Raw genomic sequence first — 25,588 nt, forward strand, 5'->3', positions numbered from 1 at the left:
TGCCGGCTGTCGGAAGAAAGATGCTCACCAGGTGCAACCGGGACGGCACTCACGAACGTCTAGCAAAGGGACGACTGTAGGGGGAGCTGCCATGAAGTGTGTTCGGAGCACCTCCCGGCTGGTCGCCTTGCTGGTGGTCGTGCTGGTCGGCGCTGGTGCGTGCACGTTCGATCCGCAGTCCGGCGGGAGTGGTGGCGGGGGAGCCGCCCCAGCCGGTGCGGCGGACCAGGCAACGGGGGCGAGCGACACGCCCGGCGCGGGCCAGCGCGGCCGGCCCACGCCGGCCGCGCCCAGCCCCACGCCGAAGGCAACCCGGTCCCCGACGCCGAAACCCACGCGCAGCGCAACGCCGAAGCCGACCCCCAGCACCGGCACGCCGACCGTCGCCGGCTGTCCGCAGGGCCAGCACCAGCGCGAGGTGGAGACCTACCTCGCCCGGTTGGGCGGGTTCGGGACGGTGACCGTGGACGGCCGGCAGTCCGCCGCCGACTGCGCCGCGATCAAGAAGTTCCAGAAGAGGTACGGCATTCGCCCCGTCGAGGGTCGCGCCGGACCGACCACGTACGACGTGGCCCAACGCCTCGCCACCACCGACCCGGCCGCTTGCAAGGCCGGCGCGGGCACGACGTTCTGCGTGGACCTGACCCGGCAGACCGTCTGGGCGATGCGCGGCGGCAAGGTGATCATGGAGCCGACGGTGACCCGCACCGGCATGTCCGGCTACCGCACCCCGGCCGGCACGTTCACCGTCAACTTCCGCAATCCCAAGGAGTGGTCCGACCCGTACGAGGTGTGGCTGCCCTACTGGCAGCACTTCACCCAGGGCATGGGCTTCCACGAAACCACCACCTACCTGCACGACAAGCCGATCGGCTCGCACGGCTGCGTCAACCTCCTGCACGCCGACGCGGTCCGGATGTGGGAGCTGGGGAAGGTCGGCACCCGGGTGGTGCTGATCGGCCGCCGCCCCGGCACCTGAGCGACACACGGCGAATCGCGGGGGATAACCCCCTGTCCGACCGGTCCAACGAGTGTCACGCTGGGAGTCCAGGGCCGGACCGGGCGGGGAGGCTTGGCATGACGGTCGACCGTGACGTGATCGCGGAGTATGAGCAAGCACCACCCGACGAGGTGTCCCGCGGGACCGTGATCGCGTACGCCGTCGCCGCGACGCTCCTCGTCGGGTGGTTCCTCTTCGGCTGGCTGGTGCTGCGGCAGGGCTTCGTCGACTCGGTCGGGGAGTCCGCCGGCGCCGGTTTCGCGCTGCTCCTGATCATTTCGGTGGTCGGCACGTTTCGCCGCAGCCGCCGCTGACCGACAGCGCCCGCGTCGCGCCGTCGGCCGGTCCGACCCGAGCCGATCAGTCCGCCAGCACCGCCGCGGTGACCCGGTGCAGCGCGAACGTGTGCAGCATCTCGGTCCGTTCGTCCTCGGCGCGCAGATAGCCAGCACCGATCGAGACCGGCTTGACCAGGCGGGACGCGGTCGCCCCGTGCGCGTCGACGTAACCGACCCAGACCAGCGCCTTGTCCCGTACCGCCTGCTGGAGCACCGCCAGGGCTTCGCTGTGCGTGTGCGCCGGCACCGGGCCACCGCCCAGCCCTGCCGCACCGCCGCGCACCACCGCCGGTGCCCGTCGGGCCGCCCGCGCCGCCGCGTCACCGCGCCGGATGTGCTCCACCACCCCGAGCAGCCGGGGCATGGGCAGCTTCGGGGCGGCCAACGGATCGAGTGTCCGGGTGGTCACCGAAACCCGAGGCGGGGCCCGTCGGATTCGCGGCCGGGTCAGCACGGTGCTGCCGGTGCCGTCCTCCTGCACCGGGGCGTACCCGGCGTCGCGCAGCGCACCCAGCAGGCGACCGACCTGGTACTGCGTGCACAGCACCGTCGGCGCGAGCCGGCGCAGCGCCAGCGACTCCAGCCGCCGGTCCGCCAGCACCTCGCTGATCAGCGTCTCGTCGTCGCTGCGCAGGTACGCCCCGGCCAGGCCGACCCGCAGCCCACCGTGCTTTCGGGCCACGTCGTCCACCAGGTAGGTGAGGCCCTGCGGAATCGGAGTACGCGATCGTCGCCGGAACACGTCGTGCAGGTCGTCGGCCGTGTAGCCGGAGTCGAGTGCCCGCCGGACGCTGGCCGTGGTGACCCGATGGACGCTGGCCCCGCCGGCAGACTCAAGCTCCGTCATCGCCTCCAACTCGATGCCGAGCGCCGGCTCGGGCGGGCCGGGCACCACAACGGTCAGGTCGGCCTGCACCAGGAAGTGGTCGACCGGGGCGGGCAGCAGTGCGTCCAACGCCCGGGCGACATCGGACGGGTCACCGCTCTCGACGTCCGCGTGCACGCCCAGCGGGTCGCCGCCCCGCTCGTCGGTCGACGTCAGGTCACCCAGCAGCAGCCGACCGTACGAGGTGAGCGCCCCCAGCCCGGTGACGCCCAACTGCGCGGCCTCGGCCAGCACCTCCCGGTGGGCGGCGTCCCGGCCCCGGCTGCGGCGCGGCGCCCGCCAGTCGAGCAGGTCCTGCACCTCCTCGGGCGCGGGCGCGGTCGCCGGTTCCAGATCGGCGAGCACGCCGAGCACCGCCCGCCGGGTGGCCGGCACACCCGCCCGTTCGGCCTCCGCGGAGAGGGCGGTGATCGGGCGGTCCCGGTCGTCCCGGCGGCCGACCAACCCCACCTGCCGGGTCATGGTCAGCCAGGCTCGGGCCAACTGCTCCCACCGCTGGGCCAGGGAGGCGGCCCGCCACACCTCGTACCCGCCGGTCGGCAGCACCTGCTGATCCGCCCCGTACCGGCTGGTGGTCGCCCCCGGTATCTCCAGCTCGCCGGCCAGCCCCGCCGCGTACGCCACCTCCAGCAGCAGCGCGGTCGTCGGCTCGTCCAGCCCGGCGGTACGCGCCAGCCGCCGCAGGTCCCGTACGCCGATGCCACCGGAGCGCAGCACCGGCGCGGGCTCGTCGGCGAGTTGATCCAGCAGCCCTTCGGTGTGCCGGACCACCTCCATCGTCTGCCCGGCGCCGGCCGAGTCGACCGCCTTCGGCTCGCGGGGCGCGGCGGCCACCGGCGGTGGGCTGGTGCGCAGTGGCCCGAGAGGGCCGCTGTCACGGCGCAGCAGCAGACCGACCTCGCGGGGCAGCTCCACAGTGCCGGCGGCCGTCGACGACCCGGTCGTCACGGAGACCAGTAGCCGGTTGTCGACGAGCCACCGCACCGGGGAGCCGGCCGGAGCACCACCGTTGGTCGGGTCGGAGAGCACCGGGTCCTCCGCCCCCAGCGGCGGTGCCTGCAACGCGCCCGGGGGCACGCTGCCCACCGGCGGGCCGGCCGCCAACCGGTCCAGGATCGCCCGGGCCGAGGGCGGGGCGGCGAGCAGCGTCCGCCGCAGCTTCGCCGGGTCCGCGCAGAGCGCGGCCGTGCGCGGGTCCAGCTCCGCGGCCGGTCGGCCGAGCCCGGCGGGGTACGGGGCGACTTCGTCGACGGCTGGCACCACCTGCAGGGCGTGCTCCGGGCCGTACAGCAGGAAGAGCGCGCGCAGCCGGCCCACGGCGGCCCGGACGGCGGTCGGGGCCGGCGGTTGCGGCCCTGCGGTCGCCATGGCGAGCACGGTGTCGGTGGCCGTGGTGCCGTCGTCCGGGTTCCGGGTGAGGCGGGCGGCGTCGAGGATCTGGAGGGTGAACTGGTCCAGCCCGTCCAGCGCACGAGCCACCGAGACCCGGGACTGGGCCCGGATGGCCAGGGCGGAGACGTCGGCTGGCACGGGCACGACGAGGTCCGGCCGCAGCTGGAGGAGCGCGGCCAGTGACTCGTCGGGCAGCGACCGCAGGTGGTCGGCGAGTGAGGTGGTCATCGTCTTTCCACGCTAGCCCGGCACCGGGCTTCCGCGCCCCTCGGACGTTCGGCTGGGCAGGTGTCGCCGGGTACGTTTCTCGGCATGCCCGCACTGACCGTCGGATTCGATCTCGACATGACCCTGGTCGACTCCCGCCCCGGCATCGCCGCGACCTTCGAGGCGCTGACCGCGCGGACGGGCGTGCCGGTGGACGCCGACCTGGCGGTGTCCCGGCTCGGGCCGCCGCTGCGCACCGAGCTGGCGCACTGGTTCCCGCCGGGAGAGGTCGAGTCGGCCGTCCGCGCGTACCGCGAGCTGTACCCGGCGTACGCGATCACCCCGACGGTCCCGCTGCCGGGTGCGCGGGAGGCCATCGACGCCATCCGGGCCCGGGGCGGCCGTGTGCTGGTCGTCACAGCGAAGATGGGCCGGCTGGCCCGGCTGCACCTGGACCACCTCGGTCTCACCGTCGACGAGTTGGCCGGTGACCTGTTCGCCGAGCAGAAGGCGACCGCCCTGCGGGAGCACGACGCGACCCACTACGTCGGCGACCATGTGGCGGACATGGTGGCGGCGGGGGTGGCCGGGGTGCCGGGGATCGGCGTGGCGACCGGCCCGTGCTCTCCGGACGAGCTGCGCGCGGCAGGCGCGGAAGTCGTGTTGAACGACCTCACCGAATTCCCGGCGGCGCTCGACGACATGATCCAGCTAGCCTTGGAGCAGTAGCGGCTCAAGTGAAGCAGGGGTTTTCAGGTGCCTACGGGTCGAGTGAAGTGGTACGACACGGCCAAGGGATACGGCTTCGTCACGAGTGACGAGGGCGGCGACGTGTTCCTGTCCAAGGCGGCGCTGCCGGCGGGTGTCACCGACCTCAAGGGTGGCCAGCGGGTCGACTTCAGCGTGGTGGACAGCCGCCGGGGCGCACAGGCCATGGGAGTCAAACTGCTGGACGCGCCGCCGTCGATGGCAGAGTTGCGCCGTCGACCGGCCGAGGAACTGCACGGCCTCGTCGAGGACATGATCAAGCTGCTCGAGGCGAAGGTCCAGCCGGACCTGCGTCGGGGCCGGTACCCGGACAAGAAGACCGCGCAGAAGATCGCTCAGCTGGTCCACGCGGTGGCGAACGAGCTGGAGGTCTGAGGCACCAGCCCGGCGGTGGCGGCCCGGTCGAGCAGTGCCGCCACCGCGGCGAAACCAGCCTCGCCCAGGTCCGCGGTGAACTCGTTGACGTAGAGGCCGATGTGCCGGTCCACCACGTCGAGTTCCATTTCCTGGGCGTGCGCCAGCACGTACTCCCGGCTGGCCGCCGGGTCCGCCCAGGCCTGCCGGACGGACTCGCGGACCCAGCCGGCCGCGGCCTCCGGGTCCACCGCGCCGCGGCGGGCCAGGATCGCGCCGAGCGGAATGGGCAGGCCAGTGTCGGCCTCCCACCACTCACCGAGGTCGACCAGCGCGCTGAGGCCGTGCCTGTGGTAGGTGAACCGGGCCTCGTGGATGACCAGCCCAGCGTCATAGCGGCCAGCCGCGACGCCCGGCATGATCTCGTGGAACGGAACCACCTCGATCCGGGCCGGCGGTCGTCCGGCCGACCAGAGCCGGAACAACAGGTACGCGGTGGTCCGGTCACCCGGCACCGCCACCGTGGCGCCGGTCAGGTCGGTGCGGTCCGGCCCGCCGTCGCGATCGCCCCGGGTAAGGACCAGCGGGCCGCAGCCACGACCGAGCGCGCCACCGCAGGGCAGCAGGTGGTAGTCGTCGAGCAGCCAGGGCAGCGCCGCGAAACTCACCTTCACCAGGTCGAAGGCGCCCCGCTCGGCCGCCGTGTTGGTGACGTCCACGTCGGCATACGTCACCTCGACCGGCGGCGCGCCGGGCACCCGCCCGTGCACGAGCGCGTGGAAGACGAACGTGTCGTTGGGGCAGGGCGAGATCGCCAGAGAGAGCGCCACGTCCCTCACGTTAGCCCCGGCCCTCGCCACGCGGTCGCCGCGGTCCGGCGCCTGTGATCTGCCGGGCACTCGCCGCCTGTCTGCGAGTCGCCGCCAGGCCCCGGGCTGCCGCCAGGCCCCGGGCCGGCGCCTGTCCCCGGCCGCCGCCTGTCCCCGGCCGCCGCCTGTCCCCGGCGGCCGATTGTCCGCGAGCCGTCGTCGGGCTCGGTGTCACCTCTGCTCCCTGTAGAGCTGCCCCGTCTGTGGGGCGCGCCGGCGTCCGCAAGGTGCTGTGGCCGTGCCACGCCGGCCGTGCCGTGCTGTGGCCGTGCCGTGCCGTGCCGTGCCGTGCTGTGGCCGGGCCGGGCCGGGCCGGGCCGGGCCGGGCTGGGTTGAGCCGGGGCTGGGCTGGGTTGAGCCGGGCTGGGCTGGGCTGGGTTGAGCCGGGCTGGACCGTGCCGGGCTGGGCCGGGCTGGGCCGTCCCGGCACGGTGCACCCTCTTGCCCCACTCACGCTTGCCCCACTCACGGGGCAGCTCTACAGGCACTGACGAAGGGATGTACACAGCGGCAGAGACGCTGTCCACAGGGTTATCCACAGGTGGGCGGATGCTGTTGACGGCGCGAGCTGAGCGGAAAACCATGGACGGGTGGCTGCCGACAAGGGTGCGATCGACGTGGGGGCAACCCTGCGGGATCTTCGTCGACGTGCCGACCTGAGCCAGCGCGAGCTGGCCGAGCAGTCGGGGATCCCGAAGAGCACGTTGGCTCGCATCGAGGCGGGGCAGGGTGCCGGGCCAGCGTTCCGCACGGTCGAGCGGCTGGTCCGCGCGGCCGGCGGTGAGCTCGTGCTCAAACTCCCCGACGCCCCCTCCTCCGCGGCGGTTGACGAGTCACCGCAGGCGCCCGACCACGAGCTGTGGGACGAGTTGCGGGACGAGGCCGGTCGCCGCTACCCAGCGCACCTCGACGTCCGTCGAGTCCTGACCCTGAGGGACTGGCCCGGCGCCTGGTGGGTGCACTCCTACACGCTCCCGCAGCGGTTGTGGCCGGTACGCGTCCCGGAGCTGACCTACGACCTCGATCGAGCGCGACGCGACCAGCGGCGGGTGCGGAACCAGGCGCGGGCCCGGGTGCGCTTTCGGCGCGCGTTCGAAGGGCTGCCAGCCACGTCGTGGCGCTTTCTCGCCGAGCTGCCCGGGGCCGGGCCGGTCGGTGAGTTGAGGGCCCATGAACGAAGCCTGGACCTCCTCCGCGCCGAGGATTGGGGCGACCGACGTGAGCTGGTGTTGGAGGGCGTCGTCGTTGCGCCCGGCCTCCGGACCCTGGGCATCGCGCGTCAGCTGATCGAGCTGCTGGCCAGCGAGATGGCAGTCGCTGACATCCGGACCGTCCACGCGATAGCCGACGGTGGCAACGTCGTCTTTTTGCTCGCCTGCGGGTTTGAGCTACAGGCAGGCCGGCCGTCGGCGCTCACCCTCGAAGTCCGTCCTACGGGGCCGTAGTTCAGCGCAGCGCCGGGGCCGCCGCGGTCAGGGCGGTGAGGGCCTCGCGCAGCCGCCAGGCGTCCCTGTCGCGGGGGCCGATGGGGTTCGAGATGGTGCGCAGCTCGGCGAAGGGCACCCCGGCCTGGGCGGCGGCGACCGCCACCCCGTACCCCTCCATGGCCTCGGCGACCGCCTCCGGATGCCTCCGGCGCAGCTCCTCGGTGCTGGCGGCGGTGCCGGTGACCGTGCTGACGGTGAGCACCGGCCCGGTCGTGGCCGTCGGGAGGGCGGCCCGCAGTGCCGCCAGCAGACTCGGGTCGGTCGGCACCACGCCGCCGACACCCAGCATCGCGGGCGGCATGCCCAACTCGGCGACGGGGATGAAACCGTCCGGTGACTCGGCACCCAGATCGGCGGCGATGCTGGCGGTGCCGAGCACGGTGTCGCCGACCTCGGCCCGCCCGGTGAAGCCGCCGGCCACGCCGGCGCTGACCACGGCACGGTACGGGCGGCCGGCGGCCTCGGCCAGCGCCAGCAGCCGGGCGGTGGCGGCACCGGCGACGGCCGGGCCCACGCCAACGGGGGTGACGGTCACGGTGGGGTCGGTGAGACCGGCGCGGACGGCTTCCGCCTCGGCTGGTACGGCGGTCACCACCAGCAGACCGGTCACGAGACTGAGCCGGGGGACTCGCGGCGAGTCTCGTCGTCCGCCCCGCCACCCGGGCCGCCGACCGCTGAGGACGGGCGGTAGATGTGGTAGCCCGGAGGGGCCAGACTGGGATCGTCGTACTGCGGAGAGCTGGCCTGGGCCGGTGCCGGCGACGTGGGCGCGACATCCCCGGGCTCGTCGGCCGGCTCGTCCTCGGTCAGCTCGTCGTCGCCGAGCGGCCGGCCGGCCAGCTTCTCGCCGCGCAGCCGGGCGGCCACCAGCACACCCCGGATCGCGGCCAGGACGCCCACCCCGGCGGCCACGGCGATGCCCATCCGACCGTCGAACGGGACCAGCCCCAACCCTCCACCGGCGACGAAGGCGAGCATCAGCACCGTCTCCGAATGGGCGAAGGAACTCGCGCGCAGCCGCTCCGGGATGCGCTCCTGGATCGAGGCGTCCACGGCCAGCTTCGAAATCCCGCTGACCAGCGCGGCGACCAGGCAGAGCAGGGCGACCATCACCAGCGAGAACTGGATGACGGCGAGCACCGCCACCCCGGCCACGATGATCATGCTGCTGGACTGGATGGCGGTCGGCCGGTGGATGCGCAGCCGGGTGCCGATGGCGGTGGCCAGGAAGGTGCCGACCGCGAGCGCCCCGCCGACCAGACCCAACGCCCACTCGGCGCCCAGATCCCGCCCGAAAGCGACAGTTGTCAGGTCGCCCTTCTTGATCGCGAAGGCGAGGAAGAGCAGCAGGAAGCCGTACACCGCGCGGAGTGTGGCGGCACCGATCAGCGACGCGATCACCAAACGGCCGGCGGGTCGACCTCGGCCCAGCGGCCGATCGCCCCGCCGGCGGCCCAACGCGCGCAGCGGCCGGGGGACCCGCTCCGGTGGTTCCGAATCGGCCTTCGGCGGCAGACGCAGGGAGATCACCATGCCGACCAGGAAGATCACCGACGCGACGCGCAACGGCCACTGCGGCCCGAACCAGAACGCGGCCAACCCGATCGGCGCGACCAGCGCACCCGCGACCGTGCCGTAGACGCTGGCCCGGGCACCCACCTGGGACAGGCCGAGCCCCTCCGGCAACAACCGGGGCACGGCCGCGGACCGGGCCACGCCGTACGCCCGGGACAGCGCGAGGACCCCGAACGCGGCCGGATAGAGCCCGAAGCCGTGGATGTAGTCGGAGATCAACCAGGCCAGGAAGGCGCGGCCCAGCATCGTCGCGGCCAGCGCGTACCGACGGCCGTGCCGGAAGTGGTCCAGCAGCGGGCCCACCACGGGGGCGAGCATGGCGAACGGCACCATGGTCACCAGCAGGTAGAGGGCGACCTTGCTGCGGGCCTCGCCCAGCGGCACGTTGAAGAAGATCGTGCCGGCCAGGCCGATGGCGATCAGGGTGTCGCCGGCGCAGGAGAGCGCGTGCAGGTCGAACAGGCGGACCATGCCGACCTCGCCACCGGCGCCCCGGGCCCGGGCGCTGCCGGCCCGGCGGGTCACCCAGCGGCCGCTGCCCAGCGAACCACGCAGCAGCAGACGAACGGCGCGAATGCCGGTGCCGACGGTCCGCCCGAGGACGGATCGCCCGGAGCGGGAGTACGACGGCATGTCCACCATCCTCGCCCATCTGATCCGGGTACGCCGCACCACTGCGGGGAAAGGTTCCCCGGGAGTCCCTGTCACCCCTGCGAGGCGCATAGGGAACAATGGTTAGGTGACCAGGCCTGTCTCCACCCGTGCCGCCCGTCTCGACCAGGTCTGCGCCGCCGCCGTCGAGGTGGCCCGCGCTGGCATCACCGAGGTCGACGCCGACGATGTCGGCGATCACCTGCAGGTTGTGGCCGAGGGTGAACGGCTGGTCACCCACTACTTCGAATGCCTCCTCGCCGGCTACCGGGGTTGGCGGTGGGCGGTCACCGTCACCCGGGTGTCACGCAGCAAGACCGTGACCATCTGCGAGACGGTGTTGCTGCCCGGTTCCGACGCGCTGCTCGCGCCCGGCTGGCTGCCCTGGCAGGAGCGGCTCAAGCCGGGCGACCTGGGTCCGGGCGATCTGCTGCCGACCTCACCGGATGACGACCGCCTGGTCCCCGGCTACCTGCTCTCCGACGACCCGGCGGTGGAGGAGACGGCGTGGGAGCTGGGCCTCGGTCGGGCGCGCGTGCTCTCCCGCGAGGGCCGCATGGAGGCGGCGCAGCGCTGGTATGACGGCGACCATGGTCCCGCCGCGCCCATCTCCGCTGCCGCGCCGGCCGCCGCCCGCTGTGGCACCTGCGGTTTCTACCTGCCGCTGGCCGGTGCGATGCGGCAGGCATTCGGGGCGTGCGGCAACTTCTACGCCCCCGACGACGGCCGGGTGGTGAGCGCCGACCACGGTTGCGGCGCCCACTCCGAGACGCTGATCGAGGCGGCCGAGACCGCTGTCGAAGAGCTACCCACGGTGTACGACGACAGCGCGGTGGAGGCCATGTCGGTCAGCCGCGCCCCGGGTTCGGTGGAAGCCGCCGAGCCGGCGGAGCCGTACGGGCACTCCTGATCGTTCGCACCGGGGTGGCCCGGTGCGTGGCCGGGTCAGCGCGCGCGGCGGCGTCGTCGGTTGGCGTCATGCCGCATCATCACGGCGAGGCCCGGGAAGCCCCACAGGAACCCGGCGAGGCAGGTCCAGAGCCAGTTCTGGTGACCGTGGTCGGTCAGCCAACCCCGGAAGAAGATCAGCAGGACCAGCCCGGCAACCGCCCAGGCGGCCAGCCCGGCGAGGGCGAACGGCACCATCGGCGGGTCCAGTGGTGCGGGCCGCGGTGGCTGCTCGTTCGGCATTCGGCAAGCGTACGCGACCTACTTCCCCTGCCCGTCGGTGATCTGGGACGATGCGCGCGACAACCGGAAGATCACCTGCGAGGACCTGATGGCAGTAGCGCCGCCCGAGAACGGCACCCCTCCCGACCCCGCTCACCCGCGTAACGGATTCGACCGGTTCTTCGAGATTTCCGCCCGGGGCTCGACGATGAGCCGCGAGGTACGCGGTGGCCTGGCGACCTTCTTCACGATGGCGTACATCGTGGTGCTCAACCCGCTGATCCTGGGTGGTGCCGTCGACGGTGACGGCAAGACCCTTCCTATTCCCGCGCTGGCTGCCGGGACCGCGCTGGTCGCCGGTTTGATGACCATCCTGATGGGCGTGGTGGGCCGGTTCCCGCTGGCGCTCGCCGCCGGTCTGGGTGTCAACGCGCTGGTGGCGTACGAGATCGCCCCCGAGATGACCTGGGCCGACGCCATGGGCCTGGTGGTGATCGAGGGTGTGATCATCGCCGTGCTGGTGTTGACCGGTCTGCGGACCGCGGTGTTCCGCGCGGTGCCGACCCAGATGAAGACCGCGATCGGGGTCGGGATCGGTCTGTTCCTGACCATCATCGGTCTCGTGGACGCCGGTTTCGTCCGACGGATCCCGGACGCCGCCAACACCACCGTCCCGGTCGGTCTGGGCATCGGCGGCAAGCTGGTGAGCTGGCCGATGCTGGTCTTCGTGGTGGGTCTGCTGATCACGCTGGTGCTGGTGGCCCGCCGGGTACGGGGCGCGATCCTGATCGGCATCCTCGCCTCGACCGTGCTGGCGGTGATCGTGGAGGCGATCGGCAACATCGGCCCGTCGTTCGTCAACGGTCAGCCCAACCCCAAGGGTTGGTCGCTGAACGTGCCGGAGCTGCCGAAGACGGTGGTGGACCTGCCGGACCTGTCGCTGCTCGGCAAGTTCAACGTGCTCGACTCGTGGGGCCGGGCAGGTTGGCTGGTCGTGCTGATGTTCGTCTTCACGCTGCTGATCACGGACTTCTTCGACACCATGGGCACGATGGTGGCGGTCGGCCAGGAGGGCGGCCTGCTCGACGAGCAGGGCACCCCGCCCCGGGCCAAGGAGATCCTGCTGGTCGACTCGATCGCCGCGGCGGCTGGTGGCGCGGCCAGCACCTCCAGCAACACGTCGTACATCGAGAGTGCCGCCGGTGTCGGGGAGGGTGCCCGGACCGGCGTGGCCAGCCTGGTCACCGGCGTGCTCTTCCTGCTGGCGATGTTCCTGGCGCCGTTGGTGGTGATCGTGCCGTTCGAGGCGGCCTCGACGGCCCTGGTGGTGGTCGGTTTCCTGATGATGACAGCGGTGCGGACGATCGACTGGTCCGACTACGAGATCGCCATCCCGGCGTTCCTCACCATCGTGCTGATGCCGTTCACCTATTCGATCTCGAACGGGATCGGCGCTGGCCTGATCACCTTCGTGGTGGTGAAGCTGGCCCGGGGTAAGGCCCGGGAGGTCCACCCGTTGCTGTACGGGGTGGCCGTGCTGTTCGTGCTGTACTTCCTGCGCGGGCCGATCGAGTCCCTGGTGCTCTGACGTGCGTTCCGGGCGGGGAGTCGAACGGGATTCCCCGCCCGGAACAGCACCAACGTCCTCGTGAGCCTGGTCATAACGGATGTCGTTAGCCAGGCTCATTAGTTAAGCTAACTAACGTGATGGAGCGGACGGTGACGGCGGAACGCGTGCCACCGGCGCAACTGGCTCCCCAGTTGCGTGATGCGATCACCCGACTCAACCGGCGGGTCCGCCAGGCCCGACCGGTCGGCGACCTCACGGTCACCCAGGTTTCCGCGCTCACCAGCCTGCGGCTGGCCGGCGCGCTGACGCCCAGGGAACTGGCCGACGTGGAGCGGGTGCAGCCGCCGACGATGACCAAGATCGTCGGGAAGTTGGAGGACCGCGGCCTCGTGCGGCGGACACCCCACCCGACCGACGGCCGGCAGGTCATCCTCGCGGCGACCGAAGGAGGGCAGGCCGTGCTCGACCAGTTCGAGCGGGCCCGCGACGAGTGGCTGGCCCACCGGCTGGCCGCCCTCGACGAGGACGAACGGGAGACCCTGCAGAGGGCTGCCCAGATTCTTCAGCAGCTCGCTCGCGCCTGAGCCGCGCCCGCGCCACCGGGTCCGTGCCGTCACCTGTCGATGACGCGTACGTCCTTAAGGAGGCGCACGAAGAGTGCAGGCCAAGTTGAGCACGATGTTCCAGTCCCTGCAGGTCCGTAACTACCGCCTCTTCGCATCCGGACAGCTGATCAAGTTGATCGGCGTCTGGATGATGTTCATTGCCCAGGACTGGCTCGTCCTTGAGCTCTCCAACAACTCGGCCACCGCGCTCGGCGTGGTCACCGCCTGTCAGTTCACCCCGGTGCTCCTGCTCACCCTGCTCTCCGGCCGGCTTGCCGACCGGTACGACAAGCGGGTGCTGCTCTTCGTCGCCAACGCGTTCTGGACCGTGCTGGCGCTCGGCATGTCCGTGCTGGTGCTCACCGATCTGGTGCAGCTCTGGCACGTCTTCGCCTTCGCCGCACTGCTCGGCACGGCCAACGCCGTGGAGACCCCGGTCCGTCAGGCGTTCGTCTCCGAACTCGTCGGCACGCCGCTGCTGCCCAACGCCTTGTCGCTGAACGCCGCCGTGTTCAACTCGGCGCGGATCGTCGGCCCGGCCGTCGCCGGCCTGGCGATCGCCGCCTTCGACGTGGGCCCGGTCTTCCTCTTCACCGCCCTCAGCTCCGTCGCGCCCCTGGTCAACGTGGTCCGGATGCGTACGGCGGACCTGCACCGCGACGCCCTGCTGCCGCGCGACGAGCGGGCGTCCGCACGGGTCATCGACGGGCTGCGGTACGTGTCGCGCCGCCCCGACCTGCTGCTACCGATGGCGGTCATGTCGGTGATCGGCATGTCGCTGTTCAACTTCCAGCTCACCCTGGCCGCGCTGGCGAAGACGGTCTTCCACACCGGCGCTGCCTCCTTCGGCCTGTTCAGTACGGCGCTGGCCGTGGGCGCGCTCGGCGGCGCGCTCAGCGGCACCGGTCGGCGGAGCCGGCCGTCGGTCTGGCTGGTGCTCGGCGCGGCGATCGCCTGCGCCAGCTTCGGCACTCTGGTCGGTCTCGCCTCGACGTACTGGCTGGTCGTGGCACTGCTGGTGCCGACCGGCTTCTTCATGGTCTTCTTCGCCCAGGCCGCCAACCAGCGGGTCCAGTTGGGCGTGGACGCGGCCTTCCGGGGCCGGGTGATGGCGCTGTGGGTGCTGGTCTTCCTGGGCACCAACCCGGTCGGCGCGCCGCTGATCGGCTGGGTCGCGGAGCACTTCGGTGCCGGTGCCAGCATCTGGATGGGCGGGCTGATCTCGCTGGCCGCCGCGTTGATCGCCCTCACCTGGCAGCTGCGCCGCTCCGGTGCCCGGCTGCGCTTCCGGGTGCTGCCGATGCCCCGCTTCTACGTCACGTCCACCGACTGCTGAGCTGTCCGGAAGGGCCCCTCGTCATCGGACTTCGCATGACAAGGGGCCCTTTCGGGCACCGCCCGGAACCGGGGTCCGAGCCGCACGCGCCCTCTTGAGCGGATGACGCGGATGCGGGCAAACCGCTGGCGGGGCGGCACGATGGGGCTTAGCGTCGATACGTGGGAGTCGGACGCGCGCTGATGCTGGCCCTGGCGTTCCTCGCCGTGGCCAGTCTTCCGGCGGCACTCGCCCTGCTCTTCTGCTATGACGAGATCCTCGACCGGGTGGTCTGCGGCTGGTCCGAGTGGCGTGATCGCCGGCGGGAGAAACGGACGATCGCGCGCCTCGACCGGGCCATCGAGGCCGACGCGCTGACCCGGGACATCGACCTCAGCCAGTTCGACCGCACCGACCGTCGGCCCCTGGAGCAACTCGCCGCCGACCTGCGCCGCCTCGGCGGTCAGCGGCTCGGCGGCACCGGCCGTTCGATGGTCTGGCACGGCGCGCTGCTCCAGGCGTACGACGACCGGCTTCGCCTCGCCTGCCGTGCCCTCGGCATCACCGAGCATCTTCGTGAGTTGGAGGGCGTCGACCAGGAGATCGAGCGGGTCCGGGTGGAGGGTGTGCTGCACGCCGCCGGGCTGACCCTGCCGGCGGCTCGGGCCGGGCACCGGCAACGGCACCGCTGAGCGACGGTTGCGGCTCTTCGTCGCGGTCTACCCGCCCCCCGAGTCGGTCGACCACCTCGGCGGGCAGGTCGCGCGACTACGGTCTCCGCAGCGGCTGCCGCCGGCATCAACGTCCGGCTCGCCGATCCGGCCCATCTGCACGTCACAGTGGCCTTCCTCGGCGACGTCGAGGCGGCCCGGCTGGTCGAGGTGGAGAGCGCGCTCGGGCTGGCTGCCGAGTGGTTCCGCGACGGCCGGAACGCCCTGCCCCGGTGCAGCCTCGGTGGCGGTGGTCGGTTCGGTCAGGGGCGGTCCACTGTGCTCTGGGTGGGCCTGCGAGGCGAGGTCGAGGCACTGCACGTGCTCGCCGGGCTGGTCCGGTCGCGGTTGCGGCAGGCCCGGCTGCCGTGCGACGACGCCAGGCCGTTCCGCCCGCACCTGACCGTGGCCCGGCCGGGCGATCGGATGGACCTGGCTGACATCGAGGCGGACCAGACCGACCTGGACGACTACCAGGGACCGGAGTGGCCGGCGACCGAGCTGCTGCTGATACGCAGCCACCTCGACTCGCGACCATCGCGCTACGACCGGCTCGCCGCCTGGCCGCTCTGACCCGGCACCCTCCTCAGGGCGACCCCGGCTGATCCTGGTCCGGACCGGGCTCGGCAGTGGCCGCCTTGGGTCTGCTGTGGAGAACCTCGCGGGCCTGTTCGGCGGAGCGGATGATGCTCTCGCTGATGAAGTCGAGGAAGCGGGCGATGTTCTCCAGGCGGGCGGCGGCCGGGGTGTGCGAGCCGAGGAGGGCGACGCCCTGCCGTGCGGTCTCGACGAGCTGGTCGTTGGCCCGGGCGCTGGCGATCGTGGCCTGGTAGAAGAGCTCGTCATCGACGACGTAGCGCTCACGGCGGCGTTCGTCGCGTTCGCGGCGGACCAGGCTCTGACCCTCCAGGAAGGTGATCGCCTTGGAGATGGACGCCGGGCTGACCTGGAGGCGCCCAGCGAGCTCGGACGCGGTGAGGCTGCCCGAGTCGGTGGTGAACAGGCAGGTCAACACACGGGCCGCCATCTTGCTCAGACCCGACGCCATGAGGACGGTGGTGAACGTTTCCTCGTACGCGGCCACGGCCTCGGCGTCACGGCCGTGGGGCTGGGGGACTGACTCCGTCGTGCGGGAGGAGGCCGACCTGCGTCGGTGGGCGCGGCGTTCGGTGGCGCGGTGGGCCAGGTCCGCGCGGTAGGCCAGCGGGCCGCCATTGCGCATCACCTCGCGGGTGATCGTCGAGGTGGGACGGTCGAGTCGTCGGGCGATCTCCGCGTAGGGGAGGTCGTCGACCAGCCCCAGCGCGATCTGCTGGCGCTCCTGCTGGGTGAGTCTGCCTCCCGGCATCGCGGTCTCCCTGGTGATCCTTCGTGGCGGCCCGTAGCGCCTCCACCATAGCGTTCACTTCTGATTCATTGCAACACAGCCGATGGCGGCCGTTGCGTTATCTTCTGGCTCGTTGCAACGAAACCAGAGGGTTCAACTGGGAAAACGTCACGTCGGTGCAACGGACGCATTGCCGCTCTGTGGAAAGCAACGTAGCGTTTCCTGTATCAGAAACGCTGTACGAACACGGGAGAGCATGATGAAGACGTTCGACACCCCCGCCCCCATCTCCGCCATCCTGAACATCCCCGCCGGGCGCATCCAGGTCATCGCCGCGGACCGCGCCGACACGACGGTCGAGGTGCTGCCGACCGACCCCTTTAAGAGCCGCGACACCAGGGCCGCCGAGCAGACCACCGTCGCGTACGCCGACGGCGTCCTGCGGATCACGGCCGCGACACCCGGCAACCCGCTCGTCGGTTCCTCCGGATCCGTGCAGGTCACCGTCCGGTTGCCTGCCGAATCCCGCGTCGACGCCAAGGCCGCCAGCGCCGAGCTGCGTGGTGTCGGGCGTCTCGGCGACGTCACCTTCGACGGCGCGTACCGCCAGATCAAGATCGACGAGGCGGCGAGCGTGCGCCTCACCGCGATCGACGGCGACGTGGAGGTCGGCCGGCTCACCGGCCCCGCGGAGATCAGGACGGCGAGGGGCGACATCCGGATCGCCGAAGCCGTGCACGGCACCGTCGTGCTGACCACTCAGTCCGGCGACATCTCGGTCGGCGCCGCCGCAGGCGTGTCGGCCGCGCTGGACGCCGGCACCGGCCACGGCCGGGTCAGCAACGCCCTCAGGAACGACGGCACCACCGCACTCGACATCCGCGCCACCACCTCCCACGGCGACATCACCGCCCGCAGCCTCTGATCCCGACCGAAACCCCGACGCGACCAGGAGTGCAGACATGCCAATGAACAACGCTTCCGCGACGAGTTCGTCCTGGACCGGCATGGTGCCGGTCGACGACACGGCCCTGGCCGTTACCGACACCGGCGGTCCCGGGGTTCCCGTGGTCTACCTCAACGGCCAGTTCGCCACCCAGGGGTACTGGCGGCGGGTCATCGCCGAACTGGGCACCGGGTGGCGGCACATCACCTACGACGAGCGGGCTCGCGGCAGGAAGTCGAAGCGCTCAGCGGACTACTCCTTCGAGGCGGTCGTCCGGGATGTCGATGCCGTCCTCGCCGCCCGGGGGGTGCACCGCGCGCTCGTGGTGGGCTGGTCCTACGGAGCGGTTGTCGGGGCGCACTGGGCCAGCCGCAACCCGGAGCGTGCCGTGGGCGCGGTCCTGGTCGACGGCGCGTTCCCGCACGACTGGCTCGACGAGGCCATGGCGCAGCGGATCCGCAAGATGTTCCGACGGATGAACCTCTTCATGCCGCTGCTGCGTCCGACCGGTCTGACCCCTCGGATGAACGCCGACCAGATGGCCGACAGCAACATCGAGCTCGGCAGGCTCTCCCGCGAGCGCGAGCTGGGCCCCGTGCTGGACACCATCACCGTGCCGGTGCGGTACGTGGTCGCCTCCGGGACGTCCCTGGGGAGCCGCGGTGACGAGCAGGAACAGATCCGCGCCAGCCTCGACGCGGTGACCGCCCGGAACCCGCACATCCAGATCGGGGCGAAGGTCGCCAGCAACCACGGTGCGATCCTCAAGAAGGACTTCCCGGCCGTCGCCGAGGCCGTACGCCAAGTCGCCGGCCTCGACCGTGGGGACGCCGAAGACCGTCGATGAGGCTCACGTGTTTCGCGTCGGCGGGTGGCGAACCGCCACCCGCCAACGCGAAGCGTCAGGAGGACTCGCGTGCGGCCGGACCGCTGCCGAAGAGCACGTCGTCCCAGCTCGGCAGCCGCTTGCGGGGCTTACCGTTCGCATCGGTGGACTCGCCGGCGGCGGCTGCCGCAGCGCCCGTCCGGCGGGGCCGGAGCACCGCCAGCGACGGCACGGCCGGCACCTCCTTGGGCGCGTCCGAGTCGTCGTCGAAGGCCGACCCCTGGCCGCCGCCGAGCAACGCGGCGGCACCCCCGCCGACCGGCCGCTGGCGGGGCGCGTCCGAGCCGGCCAGAGCAGCCGGGGTACGCGGTTCCAGACCACGGCCCGACGAGGCGCCGAGCGGGCGGTCCAGTGAGGCGAGCAGCGCATCGCGGCCAGCGCGGATCGGATCCCGACCGGGACGCGGGTGCTCGGACGCCGCCGGCAACCCGTGCCCACCTCGGCTCGGCTCACCGCGCGACGGACCGGGCAGGGCATGCCCGCCCCGCTCCGGTGCGGGCTCCTGACCGAGGATCGGCGTGGGCCGCTCGGCGCACAGATACTGCGCCATGTCGTCGTGCGGGGCGACCGACTGCCGGGTCTTGTCGAGATCCCAGATGGCCTGCGCGGTGGCCTTGCCGGACGGCCAGGTGGCGATGATCCGCCAGGTGCCGTCATCACGCCGGTATGCGTCCCAGGAGATCTTCTCGGTGTCGATGCCGTGCTGGCTCAGCCGACCGTTGACCACCTCGGCGAGCGGGGTGGGCTTCTCCGCTCCCTTGAGGCGGGTGCGGCGGGCGTGCTGCGCGAGCATCGCCCGCTCCTGGAGGACCGGGCCGGCATATCGCAACACCCGGTCGACCGGCACGCCGGCGATCCGGGCGACATCCTCGGCGGACTCGCCGGAGCGGATGCGGGCCTGGATGTCCCGAGGGGACAGTGAGGGAATCGGATCAGCTGCGGTCGGCGCCGCCGCGAGCGGCGGCGAACCGGGCTCCGCGTGCAGCGCGCCGGAGATCCGTTCGTCGATGGGCAGGGCGAGCAACCGCCCGACCTCGTCGGCGAGAACCAGAGCATGGCCGTCCTCGGAGAGGGCGACGAAGCGTACTGGGCGCATAGCGTTGCCTCCGTCCCGCTTCGCTGGCCGCACGCCACGAGTCGGCCACCCAGGCGTCTCGGACCACCGTACGCGCATCTGTCTCGGGGTGGGGGAAGCGACACCCCGCATGTCGTGACTGAGCTGCGGCAATGATCACGGTCGGTGTCGGTGGAGGCCTCTACCGACACCGACCGTGACGAACGTCAGAGCCGCTCGACCACGTAGTCGATGGACGCGGTCAGCGCCTCGACGTCGGCCGGCTCGACAGCCGGGAACAGCGCCACCCGGAGCTGGTTGCGGCCGAGCTTGCGGTACGGCTCGGTGTCCACGATGCCGTTGGCGCGCAGCGCCTTCGCGATCGCGGTGGCGTCCACCTCGTCGGCGAAGTCGATCGTGGCGACCACGTTGGAGCGCAGTGCCGGGTCACCGACGAACGGGGAGGCCACGCTGGAACGCTCCGCCCAGCCGTACACCGTGGCGGCGCTCTCGGCGGTGCGCTTGGCCGCCCAGGCCAGGCCACCCTGCGCGTTCATCCAGTCGGTCTGCTCGGCGGCCAGGAAGATGGTGGCCAGCGCCGGAGTGTTGTAGGTCTGCTCCAGCCGCGAGTTGTCGATCGCGGTGACCAGGTCGAGGAAGGCGGGGATGTAGCGCCCGGACGCCTTGATCTCGGCGGCCCGGTCCAGGGCGGCCGGTGACATCAGGGCCAGCCAGAGGCCGCCGTCGGAGCCGAAGCACTTCTGCGGGGCGAAGTAGTAGACGTCGGTCTCGCCGACGTTGACCTCCAGGCCACCCGCGCCGGAGGTCGCGTCGACCAGCAGCAACGCGCCCTCGTCCGCGCCGGCCACCCGGCTGATCGGGACCGCCACACCGGTCGAGGTCTCGTTCTGCGGCGTCGCGTACGCGTCCACGCCGGACTCGGCGACCAGCGTCGGCGCGCTGCCCGCGTCGGCCTTGCGGACGGTCGGCTCGCCCAGGAACGGCGCGTCCTTGACCGACTTGGCGAACTTGGCGCCGAACTCGCCGAAGCTGGCGAACTGGGCGCGGTCACGAATCAGGCCGAAGGTGGCGACCTCCCAGAACGCGGTGGTGCCACCGTTGCCGATCACGACCTCGTAACCCTCGGGCAGCGAGAAGAAATCGGCGATGCCGGAGCGCAGCCGCGCCACCTGGTCGCGGACCGTCTTCTGCCGGTGCGAGGTGCCCAGGTAGCTCGTCGCGACCTCGGCAAGGGCGGACACCGCCGCTGGGCGGACCTTGGACGGGCCACAGCCGAAACGTCCGTCGGCGGGCTTGATGTCATCGGGAATCCGGATGGTCGGTGCGTCAGCCACGGTCTTGAAGATCCTTCCGCAAGGGCGAGGGCGGGCCCGGCGACACTGCCGGCCCTCATCCTCGCACCCGGACCCATCGGTGGAAGCCGGGCCCCCGAGGGCAGGTCTGAGGCCTTCGCCACACCCCGGCGTCTTCAGCGCGCCCAGAGGAACGAAAGGGGCCCCTCCTCGACGACAGGCGTCGAGAAAGGGCCCCAACGTGTCACTCAGACGCCGTGCGGGATGGCGGCCCAGCCCTCGACGTCGGACGGCTTGCGGGTCTCCGGGCCGACGTAGCGGGCGGACGGGCGCACCAGCCGCTGAAGGCGCTTCTGCTCCAGGATGTGGGCGCTCCAACCGCCCATCCGCGCGCAGGTGAACATCGAGGTGAACATGTGCGCCGGCACCTCGGCGAAGTCCAGCACCACGGCCGACCAGAACTCGACGTTGGTGGCCAGCACCCGGTCCGGGCGGCGGGCCTGCAACTCGGCGAGGGCGGCCTTCTCCAGTGCCTCGGCGATCTCGAAGCGCGGCGCGCCCAGCTCCTTGGCCGTGCGCCGCAGCACGCGGGCGCGCGGGTCCTCGGCGCGGTAGACGCGGTGGCCGAAGCCCATCAACCGCTCACCGCGATCGAGGACGCCCTTGACGTAACCCTCGGCGTCGCCGCTGCGCTCCACCGCCTCCAGCATGCTGAGCACCCGGGACGGTGCGCCGCCGTGCAGCGGGCCGGACAGGGCGCCGATGCCGGAGGAGATGCAGGCCGCCGCGTCCGCCCCGGTGGAGGCAACGATGCGGGCGGTGAAGGTGGACGCGTTCAGGCCGTGCTCGGCGGCCGAGATGAAGTACGCGTCGACGGCCTTGACGTGGCGCGGGTCGGGCTCGCCACGCCAACGCTTCATGAACCGCTCGACGATGGTCTGCGCCTTGTCGATCTCCTTCTGCGGCACCGCCGGCAGGCCGAGGCCCCGGGCGGACTGGGCGACGAAGGAGAGCGCGGTCACCGACACCCGGGCGAGATCTTCGCGGGCCTGCTCGTCGGAGATGTCCAGCAGTTGGTTGAGCCCCCAGTACGGGGCCAGCATGGCGACCGCGGACTGCACGTCGACGCGGATGTCGCCGGAGTGCACCGGCACCGGGAACGGCTCCGCCGGCGGCAGGCCCGGCCCGAAGCGGCCGTCCACCAGCAGCGCCCAGACGTTTCCGAACGACACCTGCCCGATCAGATCCTCGATGTCGACCCCGCGATAGCGCAGCGCGCCGCCCTCACGGTCAGGTTCGGCGATCTCGGTCTCGAAGGCAACGACGCCCTCCAGCCCGGGTTTGAAATCGGCCATGTCGCTCTCCTGGATCTGGTCGGTGCGCCCGAACAGCTCATCCGGCCCGGTCGGCCGGGCGCCTTAGGCGACCCTCAGGGATGTGTTCGCCACATCTTGCCTGCTGAGTAAGGGATACGCGACCCGCTGCGACTGTGCTGCACGCGACATCCCCGGACGCGCATTCTCCGCTCCACTCGGTGAGACTGGGCAGTGCGTGCTGGCCAGCGCGGGAGGGCGCTGGCGGGGCCGCCGAGAAGGAGTGGGCACGTGACGGGTGACACACCCGCCCCGGCTGCGATGCGTAACGAGTACGCCGCGGACCTGGGCCTGACCGAGGCTGACCTGGCCGCCGACTGGCACACCCAGTTCGACAGCTGGTTCGCCGACGCGGTGGCCTTCGGGCTACCCGAACCGAACGCGATGGTGGTGGGCACCGCGGACCCGGCCGGTCGGCCGAGCGGTCGGACGGTGCTGTTGAAGGGGTACGACCCCGAGGGGTTCGTCTTCTTCACCAACCACCTGTCGCGCAAGGGCGTCGAGGCTTCCGCCAACCCGTACGCCAGCCTGGTCTTTCCGTGGTTTCCCATGCAGCGCCAGGTGGTGGTCGCCGGGCGGATCGAGCCCGTCGACCGCGCGACGAGCGAGGCGTACTTCACCAGCCGGCCGCGCGGCTCCCAGCTGGGCGCCTGGGCCAGCCCGCAGTCGCAGGTGGTGTCGGGCCGGGCGGAGCTGGAGGAGAGCTACCGGGAGGTGACCGAGCGGTTCGCCGACGAGGACGTGATCCCGACGCCGTCGCACTGGGGCGGGTTGCGGGTCCACCCCGAGTCGGTGGAGTTCTGGCAGGGCCGGGCCGGCCGGTTGCACGATCGGCTCCGCTTCCGTCGCCTCGATGAGGGCGGCTGGATCGTCGAGCGGTTGGCGCCGTGACAGGTGTGCAGGAGGCTCGGCCGCGCGGAGCGCGCCGCTGGGCTCTCGACGTACGCCCGCTGCGCGTGCCGGCGTACCGACGGCTCTGGCTCGGCAACACCGTGGCGATGTTCGGCTTCCAGTTCACGGCCGTCGCGGTGCCGGTGGAGATGTACGCCCTGACCAGGGACTCCCTCTGGGTCGGCTTGCTGGGCGTGGCGGCCTTCGTACCGTTGCTGGTCTTCGGGCTCTGGGGCGGCGCGGTCGCCGACGCCCGCGACCGCCGTGCGGTGCTGCTCGGCGGCTCATTGTTGCTCTGGGCATCAACCCTCGGGCTGCTGGTCCAGGCGCTGCTGAACGTGGGCAGCCCGGTGCTCCTGTTGGCGCTGATGGCGTTGCAGTCGGTGGCGTTCGCGATCAGCTCGCCGGCTCGCAGCGCCATGCTGCCCCGACTGGTCCCGGACGACCTCGTCCCGGCCGCCACCACCCTGAACTACACGACCTTCACCGCCGCCTCGGTGGCCGGCCCGCTGGCCGCGGGCCTGATCCTCGCCGCGTCGCCGGACACCACAGTGGTCCTGCCGATCGCGTACGGAGTGGACGCGGTGCTGTTCACCGCGATGCTCTGGGCGGCGCTGCGCCTGCCCTCGCTGCCGCCCGAGCCGAGCGCCGACGGTCAGGCCCGACGAGCCGGCCTGGCCAGTGTCGTCGACGGATTCCGCTACCTGGCCACCACACCCGTACTCCTGCTGTCCTTCGGGGTGGACCTGATCGCGATGATCCTCGCCATGCCGCGGGCGCTCTTCCCGGAGATCGCCCACGAGCGGTTCGGCGGTGGTGGGGCGGTCGGGCTGCTCTACAGCGCCATCGCGATCGGCTCGATGATCGGTGGGCTGACCTCCGGCTGGATCGGCCGGCTCCGTCGGCAGGGGCTCGGCCTGGTGCTCGCGGTGGTCGGCTGGGGCCTGGCGATCGCCGCGGCCGGGTTGGCCCAGCAGCTCTGGCTGATGGTCGCGCTGCTCGCCGTCGCCGGCGCCGCCGACCTGATCAGCGCGGTGCTGCGCCAGTCGATGCTGCTGGTCTACGCACCGGACCGCATGCGCGGCCGGCTCCAGGGCGTCAACACGGTCGTGGTGGCGGGTGGCCCACGCCTGGGCGACCTCCGGGCCGGCACCATGGCCGCCGGGTTCGGCGGCGGGGTGGCCTGGGTGGCCGGCGGGCTCGCCTCGGCGGTGCTCGTGGTCGTGCTCGCGGTGGCGTTCCCGGCACTGCTGCGCTACCGGGCCACTACCGCGTCGAGCAACGACCGAGCCTGACCGGTTAGGGTCGCCGGCATGGAAAGCCCCGATCAGCGCCCCTTCTCCGGCGCCCAGTGGACCATCTCCGCCGCCGGTCACGAGGCCGTCATCGTGGAGGTGGGCGGTGGGCTCCGGACGTACCGGCACGACGGTGTCGACCTGGTCGACGGGTACCAGACCGACGAGGTGTGCCCCGGCTGCGCCGGGCAGGTGCTGGCACCCTGGCCGAACCGGATCCGCGACGGCCGCTACGCGTTCGGGGAGCGGGCGCTCCAGCTCCCGCTGACCGAGCCGGAGCGGCACGTGGCCATCCACGGGCTGGTCAACTGGGTGCCGTGGCGTCTGCTGGAGCAGTCGGAGGCCGCGGTGACCCTCGGCTACGACCTGCCGCCGCAGCCCGGCTACCCGTGGCCGTTGCGGCTGCTCAGCCGGTGGAGCGTCGGCGCGGACGGGCTGCGCGCCGAGCACGAGGTGACCAACATCGGCGGGGAGGCCGCGCCCTTCGGCTTCTCCGTGCACCCGTACCTGCAACTGCCCGGCGTCGCGGTCGACGACCTGGTCATGCGGCTTCCGACCCGTACCCGGCTGCTGGTGGACGGTCGGCTGCTGCCGGTCGGCGCGACCCCGGTGGCCGGGACCGAGTACGACTGGACCAGCCCGCGCCGGATCGGCGCCGCCGAGCTGGATCTCTGCTTCGGCGAGGTGATCCGCGACGCTGACGGCGGCTCGTCGGTGAGCCTGTCCGCGCCGGACGGTTCGGCGGGGGTGAGCATCTGGGCGGACGCGGAGTTCGGCTGGTGGCAGGTTTTCACCGGGGACGCGCTCACCGGTGACCGGCACCGCCGCTCGGTGGCGATCGAGCCGATGACCTGCCCGCCGGACGCGTTCCGCTCGGGCCGGGACGTGCTCACGCTCAAGCCTGCTACAACCTGGCGGGGTGCCTGGGGCATCCGGCCCGGGGCCTGATGGAGTTCGCCGAGGTCGTCCGGCGTCGGCGGATGGTGCGCAACTACGACCCGGACCGCCCCGTCCCGCCCGACGTGGTGGACCGGCTGCTCGACCACGCGGTCCGCGCACCGTCGGCCGGGTTCGCTCAGGGCTGGGGTTTCCTGGTCCTGGAGGAGCCGGCCGACCGGGAGCGGTTCTGGGCGGCCACCACACCGGACGGCGGTGGGCGGGAGCGTTGGCTGGCCGGGATGCGCCGGGCACCGCTGATCGTGGTGCCGCACGCCAACGAGTCGGCCTACCTGCGGCGGTACGCGGAGCCGGACAAGGGGTGGACGGACCGTTCCACCGATCGTTGGCCGGTGCCGTACTGGCACGTGGACACCGGCTTCGCGGCGCTGCTGATGTTGCTCACCGCCGTGGACGAGGGGCTGGGGGCCTGTTTCTTCGGCATTCCGCCGCAGCAACTCGCCACCTACCGCGACGCGTTCGGCGTGCCGGAGGAGTACCAACCCGTCGGTGCCGTCACAATCGGTTACCGGGCGCCAGACCATCGGTCACCGTCGCTGCGCCGGGGGCGTCGTCCGATGGACGAGGTGGTGCGGCGCGGCCGGTGGAGTTGAGCAGCCCGTCCCGTTTGTCCGCTTGAGGATCGGACGACCGGTAGCGAAACTGACAT

Annotated in this window: 25 protein-coding genes and 1 pseudogene; 17 read left to right on the forward strand and 9 right to left on the reverse strand. The window is 72.0% G+C overall.

Going from position 1 to position 25,588, the window contains the following annotated elements; genetic code table 11:
- Positions 1–91: 91 nt before the first annotated feature.
- Together HNR22_RS21525 and HNR22_RS21530 are read left to right on the forward strand one after the other, a co-directional pair.
- Positions 92–979, forward strand: a complete 888-nt coding sequence (locus HNR22_RS21525) for a L,D-transpeptidase family protein (protein WP_179781847.1) — start codon at positions 92–94, stop codon at positions 977–979.
- 98 nt (positions 980–1,077) lie between these two features.
- Positions 1,078–1,314: a hypothetical protein gene (locus tag HNR22_RS21530; RefSeq protein WP_179781848.1), complete on the forward strand. Its 237-nt coding sequence runs from the start codon at positions 1,078–1,080 to the stop codon at positions 1,312–1,314.
- A 46-nt stretch (positions 1,315–1,360) separates the two neighbouring features.
- Here HNR22_RS21530 and HNR22_RS21535 read toward each other — a convergent pair whose 3' ends face one another.
- Positions 1,361–3,844, reverse strand: coding sequence for a helicase-associated domain-containing protein (locus HNR22_RS21535; RefSeq protein ID WP_179781849.1), 2,484 nt, complete (start codon positions 3,842–3,844; stop codon positions 1,361–1,363).
- Between the two features lie 84 nt (positions 3,845–3,928).
- Here HNR22_RS21535 and HNR22_RS21540 point away from each other — a divergent pair, with 84 nt between their 5' ends.
- Together HNR22_RS21540 and HNR22_RS21545 are read left to right on the forward strand one after the other, a co-directional pair.
- Entirely contained in the window at positions 3,929–4,552 is a 624-nt protein-coding gene (locus HNR22_RS21540; RefSeq protein ID WP_179781850.1) for an HAD family hydrolase, read from the forward strand.
- Positions 4,553–4,579: 27 nt separating this feature from the next.
- Complete coding sequence (locus HNR22_RS21545; protein ID WP_088951221.1) at positions 4,580–4,966, forward strand: cold-shock protein; 387 nt, start codon at positions 4,580–4,582, stop codon at positions 4,964–4,966.
- Here HNR22_RS21545 and HNR22_RS21550 read toward each other — a convergent pair.
- Positions 4,927–5,775 (reverse strand): 1,4-dihydroxy-6-naphtoate synthase, encoded by an 849-nt coding sequence (locus tag HNR22_RS21550; RefSeq protein ID WP_179781851.1) that lies wholly within the window; start codon positions 5,773–5,775, stop codon positions 4,927–4,929. The two genes, HNR22_RS21545 and HNR22_RS21550, sit on opposite strands and share 40 nt — an antisense overlap.
- Positions 5,776–6,404: 629 nt before the next feature.
- Here HNR22_RS21550 and HNR22_RS21555 point away from each other — a divergent pair.
- Positions 6,405–7,259, forward strand: coding sequence for a helix-turn-helix domain-containing protein (locus HNR22_RS21555; RefSeq protein WP_179781852.1), 855 nt, complete (start codon positions 6,405–6,407; stop codon positions 7,257–7,259).
- Between the two features lies 1 nt (position 7,260).
- Here the strand turns inward: HNR22_RS21555 and HNR22_RS21560 are convergent, their stop codons facing one another.
- On the reverse strand, positions 7,261–7,911 hold the full coding sequence (locus HNR22_RS21560) for a futalosine hydrolase (RefSeq protein ID WP_179781853.1): 651 nt from the start codon (positions 7,909–7,911) through the stop codon (positions 7,261–7,263).
- On the reverse strand, positions 7,908–9,509 hold the full coding sequence (locus HNR22_RS21565; protein WP_179781854.1) for an MFS transporter: 1,602 nt from the start codon (positions 9,507–9,509) through the stop codon (positions 7,908–7,910). The genes HNR22_RS21560 and HNR22_RS21565 overlap by 4 nt, the downstream gene beginning before the upstream one ends.
- A 106-nt stretch (positions 9,510–9,615) precedes the next feature.
- Between HNR22_RS21565 and HNR22_RS21570 the strand changes: the two genes are divergently transcribed.
- On the forward strand, positions 9,616–10,437 hold the full coding sequence (locus HNR22_RS21570) for a DUF3027 domain-containing protein (protein WP_179781855.1): 822 nt from the start codon (positions 9,616–9,618) through the stop codon (positions 10,435–10,437).
- A 35-nt stretch (positions 10,438–10,472) separates the two neighbouring features.
- Here the strand turns inward: HNR22_RS21570 and HNR22_RS21575 are convergent, their stop codons facing one another.
- Positions 10,473–10,718, reverse strand: coding sequence for a DUF2530 domain-containing protein (locus HNR22_RS21575; protein ID WP_179781856.1), 246 nt, complete (start codon positions 10,716–10,718; stop codon positions 10,473–10,475).
- 88 nt (positions 10,719–10,806) lie between these two features.
- Between HNR22_RS21575 and HNR22_RS21580 the strand changes: the two genes are divergently transcribed.
- From HNR22_RS21580 to thpR, 5 genes and pseudogenes are all read left to right on the forward strand, one after another.
- The gene (locus HNR22_RS21580; protein WP_179783666.1) at positions 10,807–12,285 is read left to right on the forward strand and encodes an NCS2 family permease; all 1,479 of its coding nucleotides are present in this window, start codon (positions 10,807–10,809) and stop codon (positions 12,283–12,285) included.
- A 116-nt stretch (positions 12,286–12,401) separates the two neighbouring features.
- Positions 12,402–12,851 carry a MarR family winged helix-turn-helix transcriptional regulator gene (locus HNR22_RS21585; protein ID WP_172862146.1) on the forward strand — a complete coding sequence of 150 codons (450 nt, stop codon included), beginning with the start codon at positions 12,402–12,404 and terminating at the stop codon, positions 12,849–12,851.
- A gap of 73 nt (positions 12,852–12,924) precedes the next feature.
- Positions 12,925–14,208 carry an MFS transporter gene (locus HNR22_RS21590; RefSeq protein ID WP_179781857.1) on the forward strand — a complete coding sequence of 428 codons (1,284 nt, stop codon included), beginning with the start codon at positions 12,925–12,927 and terminating at the stop codon, positions 14,206–14,208.
- 161 nt (positions 14,209–14,369) lie between these two features.
- Positions 14,370–14,879 carry a hypothetical protein gene (locus HNR22_RS21595; RefSeq protein ID WP_179781858.1) on the forward strand — a complete coding sequence of 170 codons (510 nt, stop codon included), beginning with the start codon at positions 14,370–14,372 and terminating at the stop codon, positions 14,877–14,879.
- Between the two features lie 7 nt (positions 14,880–14,886).
- Positions 14,887–15,470: pseudogene (gene thpR / locus HNR22_RS21600) on the forward strand (RNA 2',3'-cyclic phosphodiesterase).
- Between the two features lie 13 nt (positions 15,471–15,483).
- Here the strand turns inward: thpR and HNR22_RS21605 are convergent.
- The gene (locus tag HNR22_RS21605) at positions 15,484–16,245 is read right to left on the reverse strand and encodes a helix-turn-helix domain-containing protein (protein ID WP_179781859.1); all 762 of its coding nucleotides are present in this window, start codon (positions 16,243–16,245) and stop codon (positions 15,484–15,486) included.
- 238 nt (positions 16,246–16,483) lie between these two features.
- Here HNR22_RS21605 and HNR22_RS21610 point away from each other — a divergent pair, with 238 nt between their 5' ends.
- Positions 16,484–17,149 carry a DUF4097 family beta strand repeat-containing protein gene (locus HNR22_RS21610; protein WP_179781860.1) on the forward strand — a complete coding sequence of 222 codons (666 nt, stop codon included), beginning with the start codon at positions 16,484–16,486 and terminating at the stop codon, positions 17,147–17,149.
- Between the two features lie 37 nt (positions 17,150–17,186).
- The gene (locus HNR22_RS21615; protein ID WP_179781861.1) at positions 17,187–18,017 is read left to right on the forward strand and encodes an alpha/beta fold hydrolase; all 831 of its coding nucleotides are present in this window, start codon (positions 17,187–17,189) and stop codon (positions 18,015–18,017) included.
- A gap of 55 nt (positions 18,018–18,072) precedes the next feature.
- Here HNR22_RS21615 and sepH read toward each other — a convergent pair whose 3' ends face one another.
- From sepH to HNR22_RS21630, 3 genes are all read right to left on the reverse strand, one after another.
- Entirely contained in the window at positions 18,073–19,152 is a 1,080-nt protein-coding gene (sepH, locus tag HNR22_RS21620) for a septation protein SepH (protein WP_179781862.1), read from the reverse strand.
- A 185-nt stretch (positions 19,153–19,337) separates the two neighbouring features.
- Positions 19,338–20,465, reverse strand: a complete 1,128-nt coding sequence (gene serC, locus HNR22_RS21625; protein ID WP_179781863.1) for a phosphoserine transaminase — start codon at positions 20,463–20,465, stop codon at positions 19,338–19,340.
- A gap of 206 nt (positions 20,466–20,671) precedes the next feature.
- Entirely contained in the window at positions 20,672–21,778 is a 1,107-nt protein-coding gene (locus tag HNR22_RS21630) for a citrate synthase 2 (RefSeq protein ID WP_030329620.1), read from the reverse strand.
- 279 nt (positions 21,779–22,057) lie between these two features.
- On the opposite strand from HNR22_RS21630, the gene pdxH reads away from it, so the two are divergent.
- Genes pdxH through HNR22_RS21650 form a run of 4 tightly spaced genes read left to right on the forward strand, consistent with a single transcriptional unit; the run spans position 22,058 to position 25,532 of the window.
- Complete coding sequence (pdxH, locus tag HNR22_RS21635) at positions 22,058–22,687, forward strand: pyridoxamine 5'-phosphate oxidase (RefSeq protein ID WP_179783668.1); 630 nt, start codon at positions 22,058–22,060, stop codon at positions 22,685–22,687.
- Positions 22,684–23,982, forward strand: coding sequence for an MFS transporter (locus HNR22_RS21640; RefSeq protein WP_179781864.1), 1,299 nt, complete (start codon positions 22,684–22,686; stop codon positions 23,980–23,982). The genes pdxH and HNR22_RS21640 overlap by 4 nt, the downstream gene beginning before the upstream one ends.
- 18 nt (positions 23,983–24,000) lie before the next feature.
- Positions 24,001–24,930, forward strand: a complete 930-nt coding sequence (locus HNR22_RS21645; protein ID WP_141907684.1) for an aldose 1-epimerase family protein — start codon at positions 24,001–24,003, stop codon at positions 24,928–24,930.
- Positions 24,930–25,532 (forward strand): nitroreductase family protein, encoded by a 603-nt coding sequence (locus HNR22_RS21650; protein WP_179781865.1) that lies wholly within the window; start codon positions 24,930–24,932, stop codon positions 25,530–25,532. Before HNR22_RS21645 ends, HNR22_RS21650 begins: the two co-directional genes overlap by 1 nt.
- The last annotated feature ends 56 nt before the right edge of the window (positions 25,533–25,588 follow it).

Source organism: Micromonospora jinlongensis (assembly GCF_013410645.1).
Taxonomy (GTDB): Bacteria; Actinomycetota; Actinomycetes; order Mycobacteriales; family Micromonosporaceae; genus Micromonospora; species Micromonospora zamorensis.